Annotated in this window: 17 protein-coding genes; 4 read left to right on the top strand and 13 right to left on the bottom strand. The window is 73.2% G+C overall.

The genetic code is table 11. From position 1 onward, the window contains the following. The first annotated feature begins 36 nt into the window (after positions 1-36). Complete coding sequence (locus ACIPUC_RS06710) at positions 37-1362, top strand: MFS transporter (protein WP_446587110.1); 1326 nt, start codon at positions 37-39, stop codon at positions 1360-1362. Positions 1363-1373: 11 nt separating this feature from the next. Here the strand turns inward: ACIPUC_RS06710 and ACIPUC_RS06705 are convergent, their stop codons facing one another. From ACIPUC_RS06705 to ACIPUC_RS06680, 6 genes are all read right to left on the bottom strand, one after another. Further along, complete coding sequence (locus tag ACIPUC_RS06705; RefSeq protein WP_446587109.1) at positions 1374-1727, bottom strand: cytidine deaminase; 354 nt, start codon at positions 1725-1727, stop codon at positions 1374-1376. A gap of 66 nt (positions 1728-1793) precedes the next feature. Then, positions 1794-2156, bottom strand: a complete 363-nt coding sequence (locus ACIPUC_RS06700) for an MmcQ/YjbR family DNA-binding protein (RefSeq protein WP_446587108.1) — start codon at positions 2154-2156, stop codon at positions 1794-1796. Next, positions 2153-3457 carry a hemolysin family protein gene (locus ACIPUC_RS06695; protein ID WP_446587107.1) on the bottom strand — a complete coding sequence of 435 codons (1305 nt, stop codon included), beginning with the start codon at positions 3455-3457 and terminating at the stop codon, positions 2153-2155. The genes ACIPUC_RS06700 and ACIPUC_RS06695 overlap by 4 nt, the downstream gene beginning before the upstream one ends. Further along, positions 3454-3951, bottom strand: coding sequence for an rRNA maturation RNase YbeY (gene ybeY, locus ACIPUC_RS06690; protein ID WP_446587106.1), 498 nt, complete (start codon positions 3949-3951; stop codon positions 3454-3456). The genes ACIPUC_RS06695 and ybeY overlap by 4 nt, the downstream gene beginning before the upstream one ends. 13 nt (positions 3952-3964) lie before the next feature. Continuing rightward, positions 3965-5008, bottom strand: coding sequence for a PhoH family protein (locus ACIPUC_RS06685; protein ID WP_446587105.1), 1044 nt, complete (start codon positions 5006-5008; stop codon positions 3965-3967). A gap of 154 nt (positions 5009-5162) precedes the next feature. Then, a complete protein-coding gene (locus ACIPUC_RS06680) occupies positions 5163-6260 on the bottom strand; it encodes a PfkB family carbohydrate kinase (RefSeq protein ID WP_446587104.1) in 1098 nt (365 codons plus the stop codon). A 238-nt stretch (positions 6261-6498) separates the two neighbouring features. Here ACIPUC_RS06680 and ACIPUC_RS06675 point away from each other — a divergent pair, with 238 nt between their 5' ends. After that, positions 6499-7851 (top strand): MFS transporter, encoded by a 1353-nt coding sequence (locus ACIPUC_RS06675; protein ID WP_446587103.1) that lies wholly within the window; start codon positions 6499-6501, stop codon positions 7849-7851. A gap of 88 nt (positions 7852-7939) precedes the next feature. Here ACIPUC_RS06675 and ACIPUC_RS06670 read toward each other — a convergent pair whose 3' ends face one another. The 6 genes from ACIPUC_RS06670 to hrcA all read right to left on the bottom strand — a co-directional run bounded on the left by ACIPUC_RS06670 (position 7940) and on the right by hrcA (position 13412). Next, positions 7940-8851, bottom strand: a complete 912-nt coding sequence (locus ACIPUC_RS06670) for a ribonuclease Z (protein ID WP_446587102.1) — start codon at positions 8849-8851, stop codon at positions 7940-7942. Positions 8852-8853: 2 nt separating this feature from the next. Further along, a complete protein-coding gene (locus ACIPUC_RS06665) occupies positions 8854-9213 on the bottom strand; it encodes a histidine triad nucleotide-binding protein (protein ID WP_446587101.1) in 360 nt (119 codons plus the stop codon). A gap of 64 nt (positions 9214-9277) precedes the next feature. Continuing rightward, the gene (locus ACIPUC_RS06660) at positions 9278-10021 is read right to left on the bottom strand and encodes a 16S rRNA (uracil(1498)-N(3))-methyltransferase (RefSeq protein ID WP_446587100.1); all 744 of its coding nucleotides are present in this window, start codon (positions 10019-10021) and stop codon (positions 9278-9280) included. Continuing rightward, positions 10018-11109, bottom strand: coding sequence for a nitronate monooxygenase (locus ACIPUC_RS06655; protein WP_446587099.1), 1092 nt, complete (start codon positions 11107-11109; stop codon positions 10018-10020). Before ACIPUC_RS06655 ends, ACIPUC_RS06660 begins: the two co-directional genes overlap by 4 nt. Before the next feature lie 146 nt (positions 11110-11255). Continuing rightward, a complete protein-coding gene (gene dnaJ / locus ACIPUC_RS06650) occupies positions 11256-12395 on the bottom strand; it encodes a molecular chaperone DnaJ (protein ID WP_446587098.1) in 1140 nt (379 codons plus the stop codon). Next, entirely contained in the window at positions 12396-13412 is a 1017-nt protein-coding gene (gene hrcA, locus ACIPUC_RS06645; RefSeq protein ID WP_446587097.1) for a heat-inducible transcriptional repressor HrcA, read from the bottom strand. Positions 13413-13559: 147 nt separating this feature from the next. On the opposite strand from hrcA, the gene ACIPUC_RS06640 reads away from it, so the two are divergent. Then, the gene (locus ACIPUC_RS06640; RefSeq protein WP_446587096.1) at positions 13560-14279 is read left to right on the top strand and encodes an MBL fold metallo-hydrolase; all 720 of its coding nucleotides are present in this window, start codon (positions 13560-13562) and stop codon (positions 14277-14279) included. 34 nt (positions 14280-14313) lie between these two features. Beyond that, positions 14314-15111, top strand: coding sequence for a DUF3097 domain-containing protein (locus ACIPUC_RS06635; RefSeq protein WP_446587095.1), 798 nt, complete (start codon positions 14314-14316; stop codon positions 15109-15111). Between the two features lie 18 nt (positions 15112-15129). Here the strand turns inward: ACIPUC_RS06635 and hemW are convergent, their stop codons facing one another. Continuing rightward, positions 15130-16362: a radical SAM family heme chaperone HemW gene (gene hemW / locus ACIPUC_RS06630; protein ID WP_446587094.1), complete on the bottom strand. Its 1233-nt coding sequence runs from the start codon at positions 16360-16362 to the stop codon at positions 15130-15132. Positions 16363-16372 lie beyond the last annotated feature (10 nt).

Here is a 16372-nt window from a genome sequence, read left to right as displayed (position 1 = left end):
TGTCGTACGCGGCCCCGCGGGCCGGAAGCTGTCGGCGTGACCCAGACAGCCCCCGCCTCCACGGCCACCCCGCGCACTCCCCGGCGGCCCCGGCGCGTCCACCGCGCCTGGTCCGTCGCGGCCGTCTCCTTCGTGACGATCATCGGCGCCGCCGCCTTCGCCTCCCTGCCCGGGCTGCTCATCGAGCCGCTGCACGAGGAGTTCGACTGGTCGCGCGGCACGATCGGCTTCGCCGTCTCCGTCAACCTCGCGCTGTACGGGCTCACCGCGCCGTTCGCGGCCGCCCTGATGGACCGCTTCGGCGTCCGCCGGGTCGTGGCCCTGGCCCTGCTGGTCATCGCGGCCGGCTCGGTCGCCACGGTCTGGATGACCGCCGCCTGGCAGCTGGTGCTGTTCTGGGGCGTCCTGGTGGGCCTGGGCAGCGGTTCGATGGCACTGGCCTTCGCGGCGACGGTGACCAACCGCTGGTTCACCTCCCGGCGCGGCCTGGTCACCGGGATCCTCACGGCGGCCGGGGCCTCCGGTCAGCTGGTGTTCCTGCCGCTGCTGTCCTGGCTGGTGGAGCACCACGGCTGGCGCCCGGCCGCGGTGACGGTCTCCCTGACCGCCCTGGCCGTGGTCCCCTTCGTGTGGCTGCTGCTGCGCGACCACCCGGCGGACGTGGGCCTGGCCCCGTACGGGGGCACGTACGCGCCGAAGCCCGCACCGGTGCCGGGCGCCGCCCGGCGGGCGGTCACCGTGCTGTCCAAGGCGGCCCGTACCGGTCCGTTCTGGCTGCTGGCGGGCACCTTCGCGATCTGCGGGGCCTCCACGAACGGCCTGGTCAAGACCCACTTCGTACCGGCTGCCCACGACCACGGGATGCCGGTGACGGCGGCGGCCGGACTGCTGGCGGTGATCGGGGTCTTCGACGTGGTCGGCACCGTGGCGTCGGGGTGGTTCACCGACCGCTTCGAGGCGCGGCGGCTGCTGGCGGTCTACTACGCCCTGCGCGGCGTCTCGCTGCTCTTCCTGCCGATGCTGCTGGCCCCGTCCGTGCACCCGCCGATGATCTTCTTCATCGTCTTCTACGGCCTGGACTGGGTCGCGACCGTCCCGCCGACCATCGCCCTGTGCCGCGAGCACTACGGGGAGGACGGCGCGATCGTCTTCGGCTGGGTGCTGGCCTCGCACCAGGTGGGTGCGGCGGCCGTCGCCTTCCTGGGCGGGCTGGCCCGGGACGTCTTCGGCTCGTACGACGTCGTCTGGTACGCCTCGGGCGCGCTGTGCGCGATGGCGGCGCTGATGTCGATGGTGATCCGGCGCCGCCCGGCTCCGGCCGGGGCGGTCGTCCCGGCCGGAGCGCAGAAGCCCGGAGCGTAGAACCTCGCGCGTCAGCCCGCGGGGGTGGTGGACTTCAGGGTGCCGTCCGGGCCCGCCAGCAGCACGGGGGTGTCCGGGCCGCCCAGGTCGCGGACGGCCGCGCGGTCGGCGTCGGCCGGGGCGTCGGCGGAGCTGACGACGGCGGCGGCCTCGAGGGACCGGGCCCCGCTCGCCACGGCCATCGCGACCGCGGTCTGCAGCGCGCTGAGCTTCAGGGAGTCGAGCTCCACCGTGCCGGCGACGTACGTGCGGCCGGTCTCGTCGCGCACCGCCGCCCCCTCCGGGACTCCGTTGCGGGCCCGGGCGCTGCGCGCCAGCGTGATGATCTTGTTGTCCTCGGGGTCGATCCCATGGGTGTCGGTCATGGGCGAAGCATAGGGAGCGTTCGGGCGGGGCCGTACGACGGCCCCGTCCAGAGCCCTCGGGGCGTGTCACGGCCGGTCGAGCCGCAGCCGCTCCGCCTTCGGCAGGCCCGCCACGACCAGGTCGTACGAGTCCTCCACGAGCTCGCGGACCATCGCGTCCGGCAGGGCGCCCGGCCCGCCCGCGGTCACCGTGTTCCAGTGCCGCTTGTTCATGTGGTAGCCCGGCGCGATCGCCTCGTGCTCCGCGCGCAGCCGCACCGCCAGCTCCGGCTCGCACTTGAGGTTGACCTTCAGCGGCTCCGCGTCCAGCGCCGTGAGCGCGAACACCTTGCCCAGCACCTTGAACACCGAGATGTCCGGGGTGAAGGGGAACTCCTCCACCGCCGCGTTGAAACCCAGGCAGAACTCCCGCAGCTGCGCCGGGGTCATTCGCCCTCCTCCTCCGCGGCGTCCGCCGCGGCCACCGGTTCGACCAGCACCGTCACGATCTTGTTCCGCCGTCCGGCCGGGGACTCGGCCGTGAGCCGCAGCGGACGGCCGTCCGGCAGCTCCACCACCGCCGAGGCGCCGGCGATGGGCACCCGGCCCAGGGCCTTCGCGAGCAGTCCGCCGACCGTCTCCACGTCCTCGTCGTCGAAGGCCTCGACCTTGAAGAGCTCGCCGAGGTCGGTGATGTCCAGCCGCGCCGTGACCCGGTAGCGGTCCTCGCCCAGGTCCTCGACCGGCGGGAGCTCCCGGTCGTACTCGTCGGTGATCTCCCCGACGATCTCCTCCAGGATGTCCTCGATCGTGACGATCCCCGCCGTGCCGCCGTACTCGTCGATGACGACGGCCACGTGGTTGCGCACCTGCTGCATCTCGCGCAGCAGGTCGCCCGCGTTCTTGGTGTCCGGCACGAAGACCGCGGACCGCATCACCGTGGAGACCAGGTCGGACTCCGCCTCCCGGCTGATGTGGGTCTTGCGGACCAGGTCCTTCAGGTACACGATCCCGACGATGTCGTCCTCGTTCTCCCCGGTCACCGGGATGCGCGAGAAACCGGACCGCAGCGCGAGGGTGGTCGCCTGACGGACCGTCTTGTACCGCTCGATGCAGACCAGGTCGGTGCGCGGCACCATCACCTCGCGCACCAGGGTGTCGCCGAGCTCGAAGACCTGGTGCACCATGCGGCGCTCGTCGTCCTCGATGAGCGATTCCTTCTCCGCGAGGTCCACCATCGCGCGCAGCTCTGCCTCGGAGGCGAACGGCCCCTTGGCGAAGCCCTTCCCGGGCGTGAGCGCGTTGCCGATGAGGATCAGCAGCTGCGGGATCGGCCCCATCACCCGCGCGAGCGGTACGAGGACGTACGCGGCGGCCGTCGCCGTGTTCATCGGGTGCTGGCGGCCGATCGTGCGCGGGGACACGCCCACGGCGACGAAGGAGACCAGCACCATGACCGCGATGGCCACGAGCAGCGCGGTCCAGTTCTCGCCGAACTCGTCGAGGCAGACGTAGGTGACGAGGACGCCGGCCGCCATCTCGCAGGTGACCCGGACCAGCAGCGCCACATTCAGGTAGCGGGTGGGGTCGCCGGCCACCTGGGCGAGCTTCTCGCCGCCGCGCCGGCCATCCCGTACGGCCTGCTCGGCGCGGAAGCTGGAGATGCGGGCGATCCCGGACTCGGCGCACGCCGCGAACCAGGCCACGACCACCAGCAGGACGGCGCCGGTGATCAGTTGCGGGGCGTTCACGAGACGGTGGGCGCCGGGGACGGGCCCGTCATGCCGCGCTCGGCGCGCCAGCCGTCGACGATCGCCGCCTGGAGGCCGAACATCTCGGCCTTCTCGTCGGGCTCCTCGTGGTCGTACCCGAGCAGGTGCAGCACCCCGTGGACGGTCAGGAGCTGGAGCTCCTCGTCCATGGAGTGCTGCGTCGCGGCGTCCTCGCCCTGCTTCTTGGCGACCTCGGGGCAGAGCACGATGTCACCGAGGAGCCCCTGCGGGGGCTCCTCGTCGTCCTTCGCCGGCGGACGCAGCTCGTCCATCGGGAACGACATGACGTCGGTGGGTCCGGGCAGGTCCATCCACTGGATGTGGAGCTGCTCCATCGCGTCCTCGTCGATGACGATGACGGAGAGCTCCGAGAGCGGGTGGATCCGCATCCGGGTGAGCGCGTAGCGGGCGATGTCGAGGATCGCCTGCTCGTCGACCTCGGTTCCGGACTCGTTGTTGACGTCGATCGACATGGTGCGCTGGGTTCTACTTCCGCTGGTGGCCGTTCCCGGCCTGCTGGCTGTCGTCGTACTTCTCGTACGCGTCGACGATACGGCCGACCAGCTTGTGACGGACGACATCCTCGGACGTGAGCCGCGAGAAGTGGATGTCCGGAACCCCTTCGAGGATCGACTGGACCTGACGAAGACCGCTCTTGGTGCCGCCCGGCAGGTCGACCTGCGTGATGTCACCGGTGATGACGATCTTCGAATCGAACCCGAGCCGGGTCAGGAACATCTTCATCTGCTCCGGGCTCGTGTTCTGCGCCTCGTCGAGGACGACGAACGCCTCGTTGAGGGTGCGGCCGCGCATGTACGCCAGCGGGGCCACCTCGATGGTCCCGGCGGCCATGAGCCGCGGGATCGAGTCCGGGTCCAGCATGTCGTGCAGCGCGTCGTAGAGCGGGCGCAGGTACGGGTCGATCTTGTCGAAGAGCGTGCCCGGCAGGAAGCCGAGCCGCTCTCCCGCCTCGACGGCGGGCCGGGTCAGGATGATCCGGCTGACCTGCTTGGACTGCAGGGCCTGGACCGCCTTGGCCATGGCGAGGTAGGTCTTGCCGGTACCGGCGGGGCCGATGCCGAACACGATCGTGTTCTTGTCGATCGCGTCGACGTACCGCTTCTGGTTGAGGGTCTTGGGCCGGATGGTGCGGCCTCGGCTGGAGAGGATGTTCTGGGTGAGCACCTCGGCGGGAGTCTCCTCCGGGCCGCCCTCCTTGCCGTTGCCGCTCGCCTTGAGCATGGCGATCGAGCGTTCCACTGCGTCCTCCGTCATCGGCTGCCCGGTGCGGAGCACCAGCATCATCTCGTCGAACAGGCGCTGGATCAGAGCGACTTCCGCCGCCGCCCCGATCGCGCTGACCTGATTGCCCCGAACATGGATGTCGGCCTTCGGGAAGGCCTTCTCGATCACGCGCAACAGGGCGTCACCCGAACCGAGCACGGACACCATCGGGTGCGTGGCCGGAACGGTGAAGTGGGCTCGCGCCTGCCCCGGCGCCGGGATGTGGGCTGTCGGTGTCTGAGTCATGGGCCGGCACTGTGGCCTGCGCATACCTCCCGCTGAGGGGCCGCGCCGATCGACGACCTCCGGAATACCAAGCCTACGTCGCCTCGCGGGCTTCCCCGAGAGGTTTTCCACCAGCATCCGAGCGCCCCCCGGGCCCGGCCGGGCGGAGCCCGGGCTACGCGGAGTGCCGGAAGCCGATCGTGGGCACCGCCCTGCGCCGGGCCGCCGGGGTCGGGCCGTGCGGGATCAGGTCGTCCAGGAACGCGTACCGGCCGCGCAGCTCGGCGGGGGCGGTCCGCCACCAGTGGGCCACCTCTGGCCAGCCGGGGGCGGAGAGGGAGCCGCCGAACTCCTGGACCGACAGGGCCGCCGTCAGCCCCGCGAAGGCGAGGCGGTCCGCGAGCGGCCAGCCCGCCAGGGTGCCGGTGAGGAAGCCCGCCACGTAGACGTCGCCCGCCCCGGTCGGGTCCAGCTCCTCCACCGTGATCCCCGGGACCTGGGCCGTCTCGCCCGTCCGCCCGTCCACGGCGTACGAGCCCTCCGGGCCCATCGTCACCACGGCGATCGGCACCCGCTCGGCCAGCGCCCGGGCCGCCGCGCGCGGACAGTCGGTCCGTGTGTAGCGCATGGCCTCGCCCGCGTTCGGCAGGAAGGCCTCGCAGTGCGCCAGGTCGGCCAGGGCCCCCAGGTCCCACCGCCCGCTCTCGTCCCAGCCCACGTCCGCGAAGACCCGCGCGCCGCGCCGCGCCGCTTCCGCGATCCACGGCTCGCCCCGGCCGGGCCCCAGGGCGGCCACGGCCGCGCGGGCGCGCGGCGGGCACTGCGGGAAGGGCCCGGGGCCGGCCGGCGGGGGCGCCTCGTGGCCGTGCGAGATCATCGTGCGCTCGCCCTCGTAGGCCATCGAGACGGTGACGGGGCTGTGCCAGCCGGGGATGGTCCGCGACATGGAGAGGTCGATGTCCTCGCCCTGTTCGAGGGCGTCCCAGCAGTACTCGCCGTAGTGGTCGTCGCCGAAGGCCGCGGCGAGCGAGGTGCGCAGGCCGAGGCGGGCGAGGGCGGTGGCCATGTTGGCGACGCCGCCGGGGCTGGAGCCCATGCCGCGCGCCCAGGACTCCGTACCGCGCACCGGGGCCGAGTCGAGGCCGGTGAAGATGATGTCGAGGAAGACCGTGCCGGTCAGGAAGACGTCGCAGGCCGGTTCCCGGGGGTTGCGCAGCGGACCGAGCGGGTCCACCGCTGCCGCACGGCTGTCGACGTTGTCCCGACTGGTCACGGTGTACTCCCCGTTGGCTTGAAGGGTCGTTTCTTCCGAGGGTGTTCGGTGCGAGCCTTTCGGCGGGAGGTTTTCGGTGGAAAGCTGCCAGCCCTGCCCGGCCCGCACGGAACCAAACCCAGTGTGTCGCAGATCACTACAGGAGTGCTCTTTTCCTGCTATCGGGCCACTTGATACACAAGGGCCCCGCTCACTCTGCGGCGGCGCCACGCATCACCGCACCATCTGGAACGCCCCCGTGCCCGACCGCACTCCCGCGCCGCTCTGCGCGCCGCCCGCCGCGCCGCCCGCCGCCTGGCCCCTGGTGGCCCTCTTCACCGCCGGGTACCTCGCCCCGTACCTCCTGCCGACCGTCGTCGGACGGCTCGACGCCCGTCTGCCGCTGAGCCCCGCGCAGGCCGGTCTGATCGGCACGGCCCTGCTGCTCGGCTCCGCCGCGGCCGGCTTCATCCTGGCCTCACGCATCGGCCGGCACGGGCCCCGGCCGCCGGCCCGGCTCGGACTGCTGCTGGCCGTCGCCGGATACGGCACGGCCGCCGCGACCCCGCTGCTGCCGCTGGTCGTCGCGGGCGCCGTGGTCGGCGGCTTCGGCTCCGGGACCGCGACCGCCGTGGCCGCCTCCGGCATCGCCGGGCAGCGCGATCCGCACCGCGCCTCCGCCCTGGGGCTCTTGTCGGTGTCGGCGACCGCCGGGGCGCTGTACCTGACGCTGCCGCGGCTCGGGGGCGGGCACGGGCTGCCGTTCGCCGCGATCGCGCTGGTCGCGGCGGCGGCCTGGCCGGCCACGGGCCGGCTGGGCGGCTCCTCGGCACCCGCCGTGACCGGGGTCGCCCCCGGCCGGCTGCCGTACCCGCGCGCCGGGGTGGTGCTGGCGGGGTCCCTGATGCTGTGGTCGCTCGCGCAGAACGCGCTGTGGGGGGTCAGCGGCCGGATCGGCGCCCAGCAGGCGGGGCTCTCGGAGGTCACCCTCGGCATCGTCTTCGCCGCGGCGCTCGGCGCGGGCCTGCTCGGGGTCGCGGCCGCCTCGGCGCTCGGCGCCCGCGTGGGGCGCGCGGTCCCGATCGGCGTCGGGACGGCGGTGATCGCCTGCTGTGTGGTGGTGTCCTCGTCCGCCCGGGGCCTGGGGGGCTTCGCCGCCGGGGAGATCCTGTGGAACGCGCTGTACCCCGTCGTGCTCTCGTACGCCATCGGCCTCGCCGCGGCCCTGGACCCGCGCGGCCGCTGGGCCGTACTGGCCGGGTCGGCGTCGTCACTGGGCGTGGCCTGCGGGCCCGTCACGGGCAGCCTGCTCGCGGAGGCCGCGGGGTTCCCCGGCATGGGGCTGGTGCTGGGGGCGCTGCTGCTGGCCGTGGCGGGGCCGATGTCCGCCGTTGCGCTGCGTGCGGGCGGGCGGCCGCTGACCGCCGGGTCGGTGCGGCGGCGGGGTGGTGCCCCGGCGGCCGTGCTCGCCGCCGGGGCGGGTGCGCCGTCGGGCGCGGTGCCCCGTGTCGGGGCGGCGGAGCTCTCCGTCACGGAGATCCCGGTTCCCCGCCGCCCGCGCCGCATCCTGCTGCCGTCCCCGGCGCCGCGCCGCCGGCGCTCCCGGCTGTAGCCGCTGCGGTACGGGCAGCGACTCCGGGCCGGGCGGGCACCGCCCGGCCCCGCCGGCGTTTGAGGCGCCGGGGGGCAGGGGCGGAGCCTCAGCGGCGCTTGGGGAGCGGGACGCGGACCAGGTCCGCGGCCACCGTCAGCTCGCCCTCGAAACCAGCCGCACGGGCCTGCCGTTCGAACTCCGAGGGATCGGTGTAGCGCTGCGAGAAGTGCGTCAGCACGAGGTGCCGTACCCCCGCGTCCCGCGCCACCCGCGCCGCCTGCCCGGCCGTCAGGTGCCCGTGCTCGGCGGCCAGCGCCGCGTCCTCGTCGAGGAAGGTCGACTCGATCACCAGCATGTCGCAGCCGGCGGCCAGCTCGTCCACGCCCTCGCAGAGCCGGGTGTCCATGACGAACGCGAACCGCTGCCCGGGCTTCGGCTCGCTGACCTCCTCCAGCGTGACCCCGCCCAGCCGCCCCTCGCGCTGGATCCGGCCCACGTCGGGCCCCGTGATCCCGTGCCGCGCCAGCAGATCCGGCATCATGCGGCGCCCGTCCGGCTCGGTGAGCCGGTAGCCGAAGGACTCCACCGGGTGCGCGAGCCGCCTGGCCTCCAGGACGTACGAGGCCCCGCGCGCCAGCTCCCGCATCCCGTCCCCGGCCACCGGTTCCTCGGCCAGCAGCACCGTCTCGCGGTAGGCCGTGGCGTACCGCAGCCGGTCGAAGAACTTCTGCCCCGAGGCCGGGTAGTGCGCGGTGACGGGGTGCGGGACCCGGTCGAGGTTGATCCGCTGGATCACCCCGGCGAGGCCGAGGCTGTGGTCACCGTGGAAGTGGGTGACGCAGATCCGGTTGATGTCGTGCGCGGCCACCCCGGCACGCAGCATCTGCCGCTGGGTGCCCTCGCCCGGGTCGAAGAGGATGCCCTCGCCGTCCCAGCGCAGCAGGTAGCCGTTGTGGTTGCGGTGGCGGGTGGGCACCTGGCTGGCGGTGCCCAGCACCACGAACTCGCGTACGGACACGGTTATCCGGGGGGCCACTGGAGGCCGCGGCCGCCGAGGACGTGTGCGTGGGCGTGGAAGACGGTCTGGCCGGCGCCGGCGCCCGTGTTGAAGACGATCCGGTAGCCGTGGTCGGTGACCTTCTCGTCGAGTGCGATCTGCCCGGCCTCGACGAGGAGGTCGGCCGCGATGGCGGGCTCGGCCGCGGCCAGCGAGGCCGCGTCGGGGTAGTGCACCTTGGGGATGACGAGGACGTGTGTCGGCGCCTGCGGGTTGATGTCCCGGAAGGCGACGGTCGTCTCGGTCTCCCGGACCATGGTCGCCGGGATGGTCCCCGCGACGATCTTGCAGAACAGGCAGTCGGCCTGCGGTTCCCCGGCCATCGCTTCGCCTCCGTGTCGTTGATCGCTCCGGGCATCGTATCCCCGGGGCACGACCGGAGTTCGATCAGCTCCAGCGGCCGGTGCGGGCCAGCAGGACCGCCGTCGCCGCGGTGCCGGCCGTGGAGGTGCGCAGGACGGAGCGGCCCAGGCGGTACGGGTGGGCTCCCGCCTCGGCGAACACGGCCAGCTCCTCCGGGGAGACCCCGCCCTCCGGGCCGACGACCAGCACGATGGACCCGGCCGCCGGAAGCTTGGCCTCGGCCAGGGCCTCGGAGGGGGTGTCGCGGTCCTCGTGGAGGACCATCGCCAGGTCGGCGCCGACCAGCAGGGCCGCCACCTGCTTGGTGGACATGGCCTCGGCCACCTCCGGGAAGCGGACCCGGCGGGACTGCTTCCCGGCTTCCCGGGCGGTGGCCCGCCACTTGGCCAGCGACTTGGCCCCGCGGTCGCCGCGCCACTGCGTGATGCACCGCGAGGCCTGCCACGGCACGATCGCGTCCACCCCCGTCTCGGTCATGGTCTCCACGGCCACCTCGCCCCGGTCGCCCTTGGGCAGGGCCTGGACCACGGTGATCCGGACGGCCGGTTCGGCTTCCTCGAAGACCTCGGACACGGTCACGACCAGCCGGTCCTTGCCCTCCGCCGCCTTCACGGCCGCTTCGGCCCAGGCGCCCCGGCCGTCCGTGAGGACCACCGCCTCGCCCGGGTTCAGCCGCTTCACGGACACCGCGTGCCGGCCCTCCGGGCCGTCCAGGACGAACTCCGGTCCCGCCGGAACCTCTTCGACCACGAACACCGGGGCGGTCATGACGCACTCCTCATCTGCATTGCCTTCAACGTGCTCTGCGCCTCGGCCAGTTCGGCCGCCAGCACTTCCATCAGCTCCCCGGCCGGCAGCGCCCGCGCCAGCCGGTGCCCCTGGCCCGCCCACAGGGCCATGCCCTGCGGGTCCCCGGCCGCGGCGGCGGCTTTGCGCAGTCCCGAGGTCAGGTGGTGGATCTGCGGGTAGGCGGCGGGGGCGTACGGTCCGTGCTCGCGCATGAACCGGTTGACCAGGCCGCGCCCCGGCCGCCCGGAGAAGGCCCGGGTCAGCTCGGTCCGTACGAACAGCGGGTCCGTCAGCGCCTTCTTGTGCAGCGGGTCCGCCCCCGACTCCGGGCAGGCCAGGAACGCAGTGCCGAGCTGGGCCGCCTCCGCGCCCGCCGCGAGCAGCGCGGCGATCTGCGAGCCCCGCATCAGACCGCCCGCCGCGATGATGGGGAGCGCGACCGCCTCCCGTACCTGGGCCACGAGCGCGAGCAGGCCCACCGACGCCGTGCCGTCGGCCTGCGGGTCGTCCCGGTGGGTGCCCTGGTGGCCGCCGGCCTCCACCCCCTGGACGCACACGGCGTCCGCCCCGGCCTCCTGCGCGCGGCGGGCCTCCTCGACGGAGGTCGCGGTGACGACGGTGTACGTACCGGCCGTGCGCAGGGAGGCCAGGACCGCCGGGGCGGGACAGCCGAAGGTGAAGGAGACGACCGGGACCGGGTCCTCCAGGAGAATGGCGAGTTTGGCGTCGTAGCCGTCGTCGCAGGTGCCGATGATGTCCTCGTCGGCCAGCGAGATCTCGTACCAGCTCGCCTCACCGGCCAGCTGCCCGCGGTACGCCTCGACGGCGGCCGGGTCCACGTAACCGGTCTGCGGCATGAAGAGGTTCACCCCGAAGGGGCGCCGGGTGAGCGCGCGCACCCGCTTGATCTCCTGGTACATGCCGTCGGCGGTCTTGTACCCGCCGGCCAGGAAGCCCAGTCCGCCCGCCTCGCACACGGCGGCGACCAGCGGCGGACAGGAGGCGCCGCCCTCCATGGGGGCCTGCACGATCGGGTAAGCGCAGAGACCGTTCGGTGCCGAGGACATGCACTGCATCGTGCCATGTCCCGCTCAGGGGGCCGAATCACGGCATTCGCCTGGCATAGTCCGCTTCCCGGCGCGGCCGGAACCATACGACGAGCCCGGCCGGGGGCATCCCCGGCCGGGCTCGTCGTATGAGAGGTCGCAGGCGGTCAGCGGCCGTTGAAGGCGTCCTTCAGGCGGCTGAACAGCCCCTGCTGGCCCGGCGCGAACTGGCCGGTGGGCCGCTCCTCGCCGCGCAGCTTCGCCAGCTGGCGCAGCAGCTCCTCCTGCTGGGTGTCCAGCTTGCCCGGGGTGGTCACCTCGACGTGGACGATCAGGTCGCCGCGCCCGCCGCCGCGCAGGTGGGTGACGCCGCGCCCGTGCAGCGGGATCGCCTGGCCGGACTGGGTGCCGGGCCGGATGTCGATCTCCTCCAGCCCGTCCAGCGTCTCCAGCGGGCACTTGGTGCCCAGCGCGGCCGCTGTCATCGGGATGGTCACCGTGCAGTGCAGGTCGTCACCGCGCCGCTGGAACGTCTGGTGCGGGAGCTCGTGGATCTCCACGTACAGGTCGCCGGCGGGGCCGCCGCCGGGGCCGACCTCGCCCTCGCCCGCGAGCTGGATGCGGGTGCCGTTCTCGACACCGGCCGGGATCTTGACCGTGAGGCTGCGGCGGGACCGGACCCGGCCGTCGCCCGCGCACTCGGGGCACGGGGTCGGGACGACGGTGCCGAAGCCCTGGCACTGCGGGCAGGGGCGCGAGGTCATGACCTGGCCCAGGAAGGACCGCGTGACCTGCGAGACCTCACCGCGGCCGCGGCACATGTCACACGTCTGCGCAGAGGTGCCGGGGGCGGCGCCCTCTCCGGAGCAGGTGGTGCAGACGACCGCCGTGTCGACCTGGATGTCCTTGGTGGTCCCGAAGGCCGCCTCGTCCAGCTCCAGGTCCAGGCGGATCATGGCGTCCTGGCCGCGCCGGGTCCGCGAGCGCGGGCCGCGCTGCGAGGCCTGGCCGAAGAAGGCGTCCATGATGTCGGAGAAGTTGCCGAAGCCGCCCGCTCCGAAGCCGCCTGCTCCGCCACCGCCGCCCGAGGAGGACAGCGGGTCGCCGCCGAGGTCGTAGACCTGCTTCTTCTGCGGGTCCGACAGCACCTCGTAGGCCGCGTTGATCTCCTTGAAGCGCTCCTGCGTCTTCGGGTCCGGATTCACATCCGGGTGGAGTTCGCGCGCGAGGCGCCGGAAGGCCTTCTTGATCTCGTCCTGCGATGCGTCGCGGCGCACGCCGAGAACGGCGTAGTAGTCCGTGGCCACTTACGACTCCGCCAGGATCTGTCCGACGTAACGTGCCACTGCGCGTACCGCTCCCATCGTTCCGGGGTAGTCCATGCGGGTCGGTCCGACCACGCCGAGTTTGGCGACCGTTTCGCCGCCCGAACCGTAACCGACCGAGACGACCGACGTGGAGTTCAGCCCCTCGTAGGCGTTCTCGTGCCCGATCCGTACGGCCATTTCCGATTCGTTGGCCTCGCCCAGCAGCTTGAGGAGCACGACCTGCTCCTCCAGCGCTTCGAGCACCGGCCTGATCGTCAAGGGAAAATCATGTCCGAAGCGAGTGAGATTGGCGGTGCCGCCGATCATCAGCCGCTCTTCGGCTTCCTCGACCAGGGTTTCGAGGAGCGTCGCGAGCACGGTGGACACCGTGCCGCGGTCGTCCGCGTCGAAGGACTCGGGGAGGTCCTGGACGAGCGGGGGCACGTCGGTGAACCGGCGCCCGACGACCCTGCTGTTGAGCCGGGCCCGCAGATCGGCCAGCGAGGTCTCCCCGAAGGGGCTCGGGCAGTCGATCAGCCGCTGCTCGACGCGTCCGGTGTCCGTGATCAGTACGAGCATCAGGCGCGCGGGAGCGAGCGAGAGCAGCTCCACGTGCCGGACGGTCGAGCGGGTCAGGCTCGGGTACTGGACGACGGCGACCTGCCGGGTCAGCTGCGCGAGCAGCCGCACGGTGCGGCCGACCACGTCGTCGAGGTCGACGGCCCCGTCGAGGAAGTTCTGGATGGCCCGGCGCTCGGGCGTCGACAGCGGCTTGACCCCCGCCAGCTTGTCGACGAACAGGCGGTAGCCCTTGTCGGTGGGGATCCGGCCGGCGCTGGTGTGGGGCTGGGCGATGTAGCCCTCGTCCTCCAGCACGGCCATGTCGTTGCGCACGGTGGCGGGCGAGACGCCGAGCCGGTGCCGCTCGGTGAGCGCCTTGGAGCCGACCGGCTCCTCCGTCCCGACGTAGTCCTGGACGATGGCGCGCAGCACTTCGAGTCTGCGTTCGCTGAGCATCGCGCACACCTCCAGCTGTGGTCCGTTGCCTTGTTCGTAGCCTGCTGACTGGCACTCTGGTCGTTCGAGTGCCAGAGATCCCCCGCTCAGTGTACGGCCGGGTAGTAAGACCCTGGCAAGGGAGGCCCGCCAGGGTAGCGTCGCGGCATGGACGTGCGTTGGGAAGAGGCGGGCTGGGAAAGGCTGACCGGACGGACCGGACGCCGGCGGCTGCCGGTGTGGGACTGCACCGTGGGACTGGTGGTGGGCGACGATTCCGTCCTCCTCGTCGACCCCGGCTCGTGCCTGCGCGAGGGCGCGCGGGTGCGGGCGGAGGCGGAGCGGCTGACCGGCCGGCACGTGACCCACATCGCATTCACGCACGGCCATTTCGACCACGTCCTGGGCGGGGCCGCCTTCTCCGGGGCCGAGGTGTTCGGGGCGGTCGGGCTGGACGCGCTGCTCGAAACGGGCCGCGAGGAGCTGCGCGGGGACGCGGTGCGGCACGGCCTGGCGGAGGCGGAGGCCGCGGAGGCCGTGGACCTGATGGCGGCGCCGAAGCACCTGGTGTCGGGCGAGTGGACGCTGGAACTGGGCGGGGTACAGGTGCTGCTGGCCAATGTGGGTCCCGGGCACACGCGCCACGATCTGGCGCTCTTCGTGCCGGGCGAGCGCGAGACGGTGTTCTGCGGGGACCTGGTCGAGGAGTCGGGCGAGCCCTCGGCCGGCCCGGACGCGGTGCCCCGGCAGTGGCCCGCGGCCCTGGACCGGCTGCTGGCGCTGGGCGGGGACGACGCTCTGTACGTGCCGGGTCACGGAGCGGTGGTCGGCGCGGGCTTCGTCCGTGCGCAACGCGCCACACTGGCCGCCCGTTTCGGCGTGTCGTAGGCATGATCGCCGCGCCTCTCCTACGCTCGGCCGGATGCGCGAGTACTCCCCCGACCTGACCCCCCAGTGGAAGCGCCCCAAGGCCGTGCCGGAGGTGGCGGCGGAGCCGGATCTGGTGGTCGAGGTGGCCGGTACGGACTTCTGCGGCGCGGTGGTGGCCTGCGAGGCGGGCACGGTGACCCTGGAGGACCGCTTCGGCAAGCGGCGGGTGTTCCCGATGGAGCCGCGGGGCTTCCTGCTGGACGGGGCCGTGGTCACCCTCACCCGGCCCGCGCGGGGGCCGTCGGCGCCGCGGCGGACGGCCTCGGGCTCGATCGCGGTCCCGGGGGCCAGGGCGCGGGTGGCGCGGGCCGGGCGCATCTACGTGGAGGGCCGCCACGACGCGGAGCTGGTCGAGAAGGTCTGGGGCGACGACCTGCGCGTCGAGGGCGTGGTGGTGGAGTACCTGGAGGGCATCGACGGCCTCCCGGCCATCGTCGCCGACTTCGCCCCGGCCCCGGACGCCCGCCTGGGGATCCTGGTGGACCACCTCGTCCCGGGCTCCAAGGAGTCCCGTATCGCGGCGTCGGTGACCTCCCCGGACGTCCTGATCGTGGGCCACCCGTACGTGGACGTCTGGCAGGCGGTGAAGCCGTCCGCGCTGGGCATCCCGGCGTGGCCGGCGATCCCCCGCGGCCAGGACTGGAAGACGGGCGTCTGCCGCGCCCTGGGCTGGCCGGACAACACCGGCGCCGCCTGGCAGCACATCCTGTCCCGGGTGAGGTCCTACAAGGACCTGGAACCCACCCTGCTGGGCTCGGTGGAACACCTCATCGACCACGTCACGGCCTGACCCCGGCCGGCCCGCCGGCTAGTCCACCAGGTCCCGGACCACCGCATCGGCCAGCAACCGCCCCCGCAGGGTCAGCACGGCCCGCCCGCCCTCGTACGGCCCGGCCTCCAGCAGCCCGTCCGCCAGCGCCCGGCGCGACGCCGCCAGCCCGGCCGGCGCGAGCAGCGACAGCGGCACCCCGTCCACCAAGCGGAGCTCCAGCAGGATCCGCTCGACCCTCCGGTCCTCCTCGGACAGGAGCTCGCGGCCGGCCCCGGGAGACCGCCCCTCCGCCAGGGCGGCGGCATACGCTCCCGGGTGCTTGACGTTCCACCACCGCACCCCGCCCACGTGCGAGTGCGCCCCCGGCCCCGCGCCCCACCAGTCGGCGCCGCGCCAGTACAGCTCGTTGTGCAGGCAGCGCCCGGCCTCCGAGGTGGCCCAGTTCGACACCTCGTACCAGGAGTACCCGGCCCCGGCCATGACCTCGTCCGCGATCAGGTACCGATCGGCGTGCACGTCGTCGTCCGTCATCGGGACCTCGCCCCGGCGGATCCGGCGCGCCAGCTGCGTGCCCTCCTCCACGATCAGCGCGTACGCCGAGATGTGGTCGGGCCCGGCGCCCAGCGCGGCGGAGAGCGACGCCCGCCAGTCCTCGTCCGACTCCCCCGGCGTCCCGTAGATCAGGTCCAGGTTGACGTGCTCGAAGCCCGCCGCCCGCGCCTCGGCGACGCAGGCCTCCGGGCGCCCGGGGGTGTGCGTACGGTCCAGCACCTTCAGGACGTGCTGCTTCGCGCTCTGCATGCCGAAGGAGATCCGGTTGAAGCCGCCGGCCCGCAGCTCGGCCAGGTACTCCGGGTTCACGGACTCCGGATTGGCCTCGGTGGTGATCTCCGCGTCCTCGGCCAGGCCGAACTCGTCCCGGATCGCCGCGAGCATCCGCACGAGGTCCCCGGCGGGCAGCAGCGTCGGAGTACCGCCGCCCACGAACACCGTCCGTACGGCCCGCGGGTCGTCCCCGAGCACCTTCCGGGCGAGGCGGACCTCGTCGATCAGGGTGTCGGCGTAGTTCTCCCGAGAGGCGAGCACACCGCCGGTGCCCCGCAGCTCGGTGGCCGTGTAGGTGTTGAAGTCGCAGTACCCGCACCGCGTGGCGCAGTACGGCACGTGCAGGTAGAAGCCGAGCGGCCGGTCCCCCGCACCCGCCAGGGCGTGCGACGGCAGCGAGCCGTCTTCGGGCATGGGTTCACCGTCGGGGAGTGCGGAAGGCATACCCCCATCA

The organism is Streptomyces sp. LARHCF249 (assembly GCF_052871255.1).
This window is presented reverse-complemented; position numbering and strand designations above follow the sequence as displayed.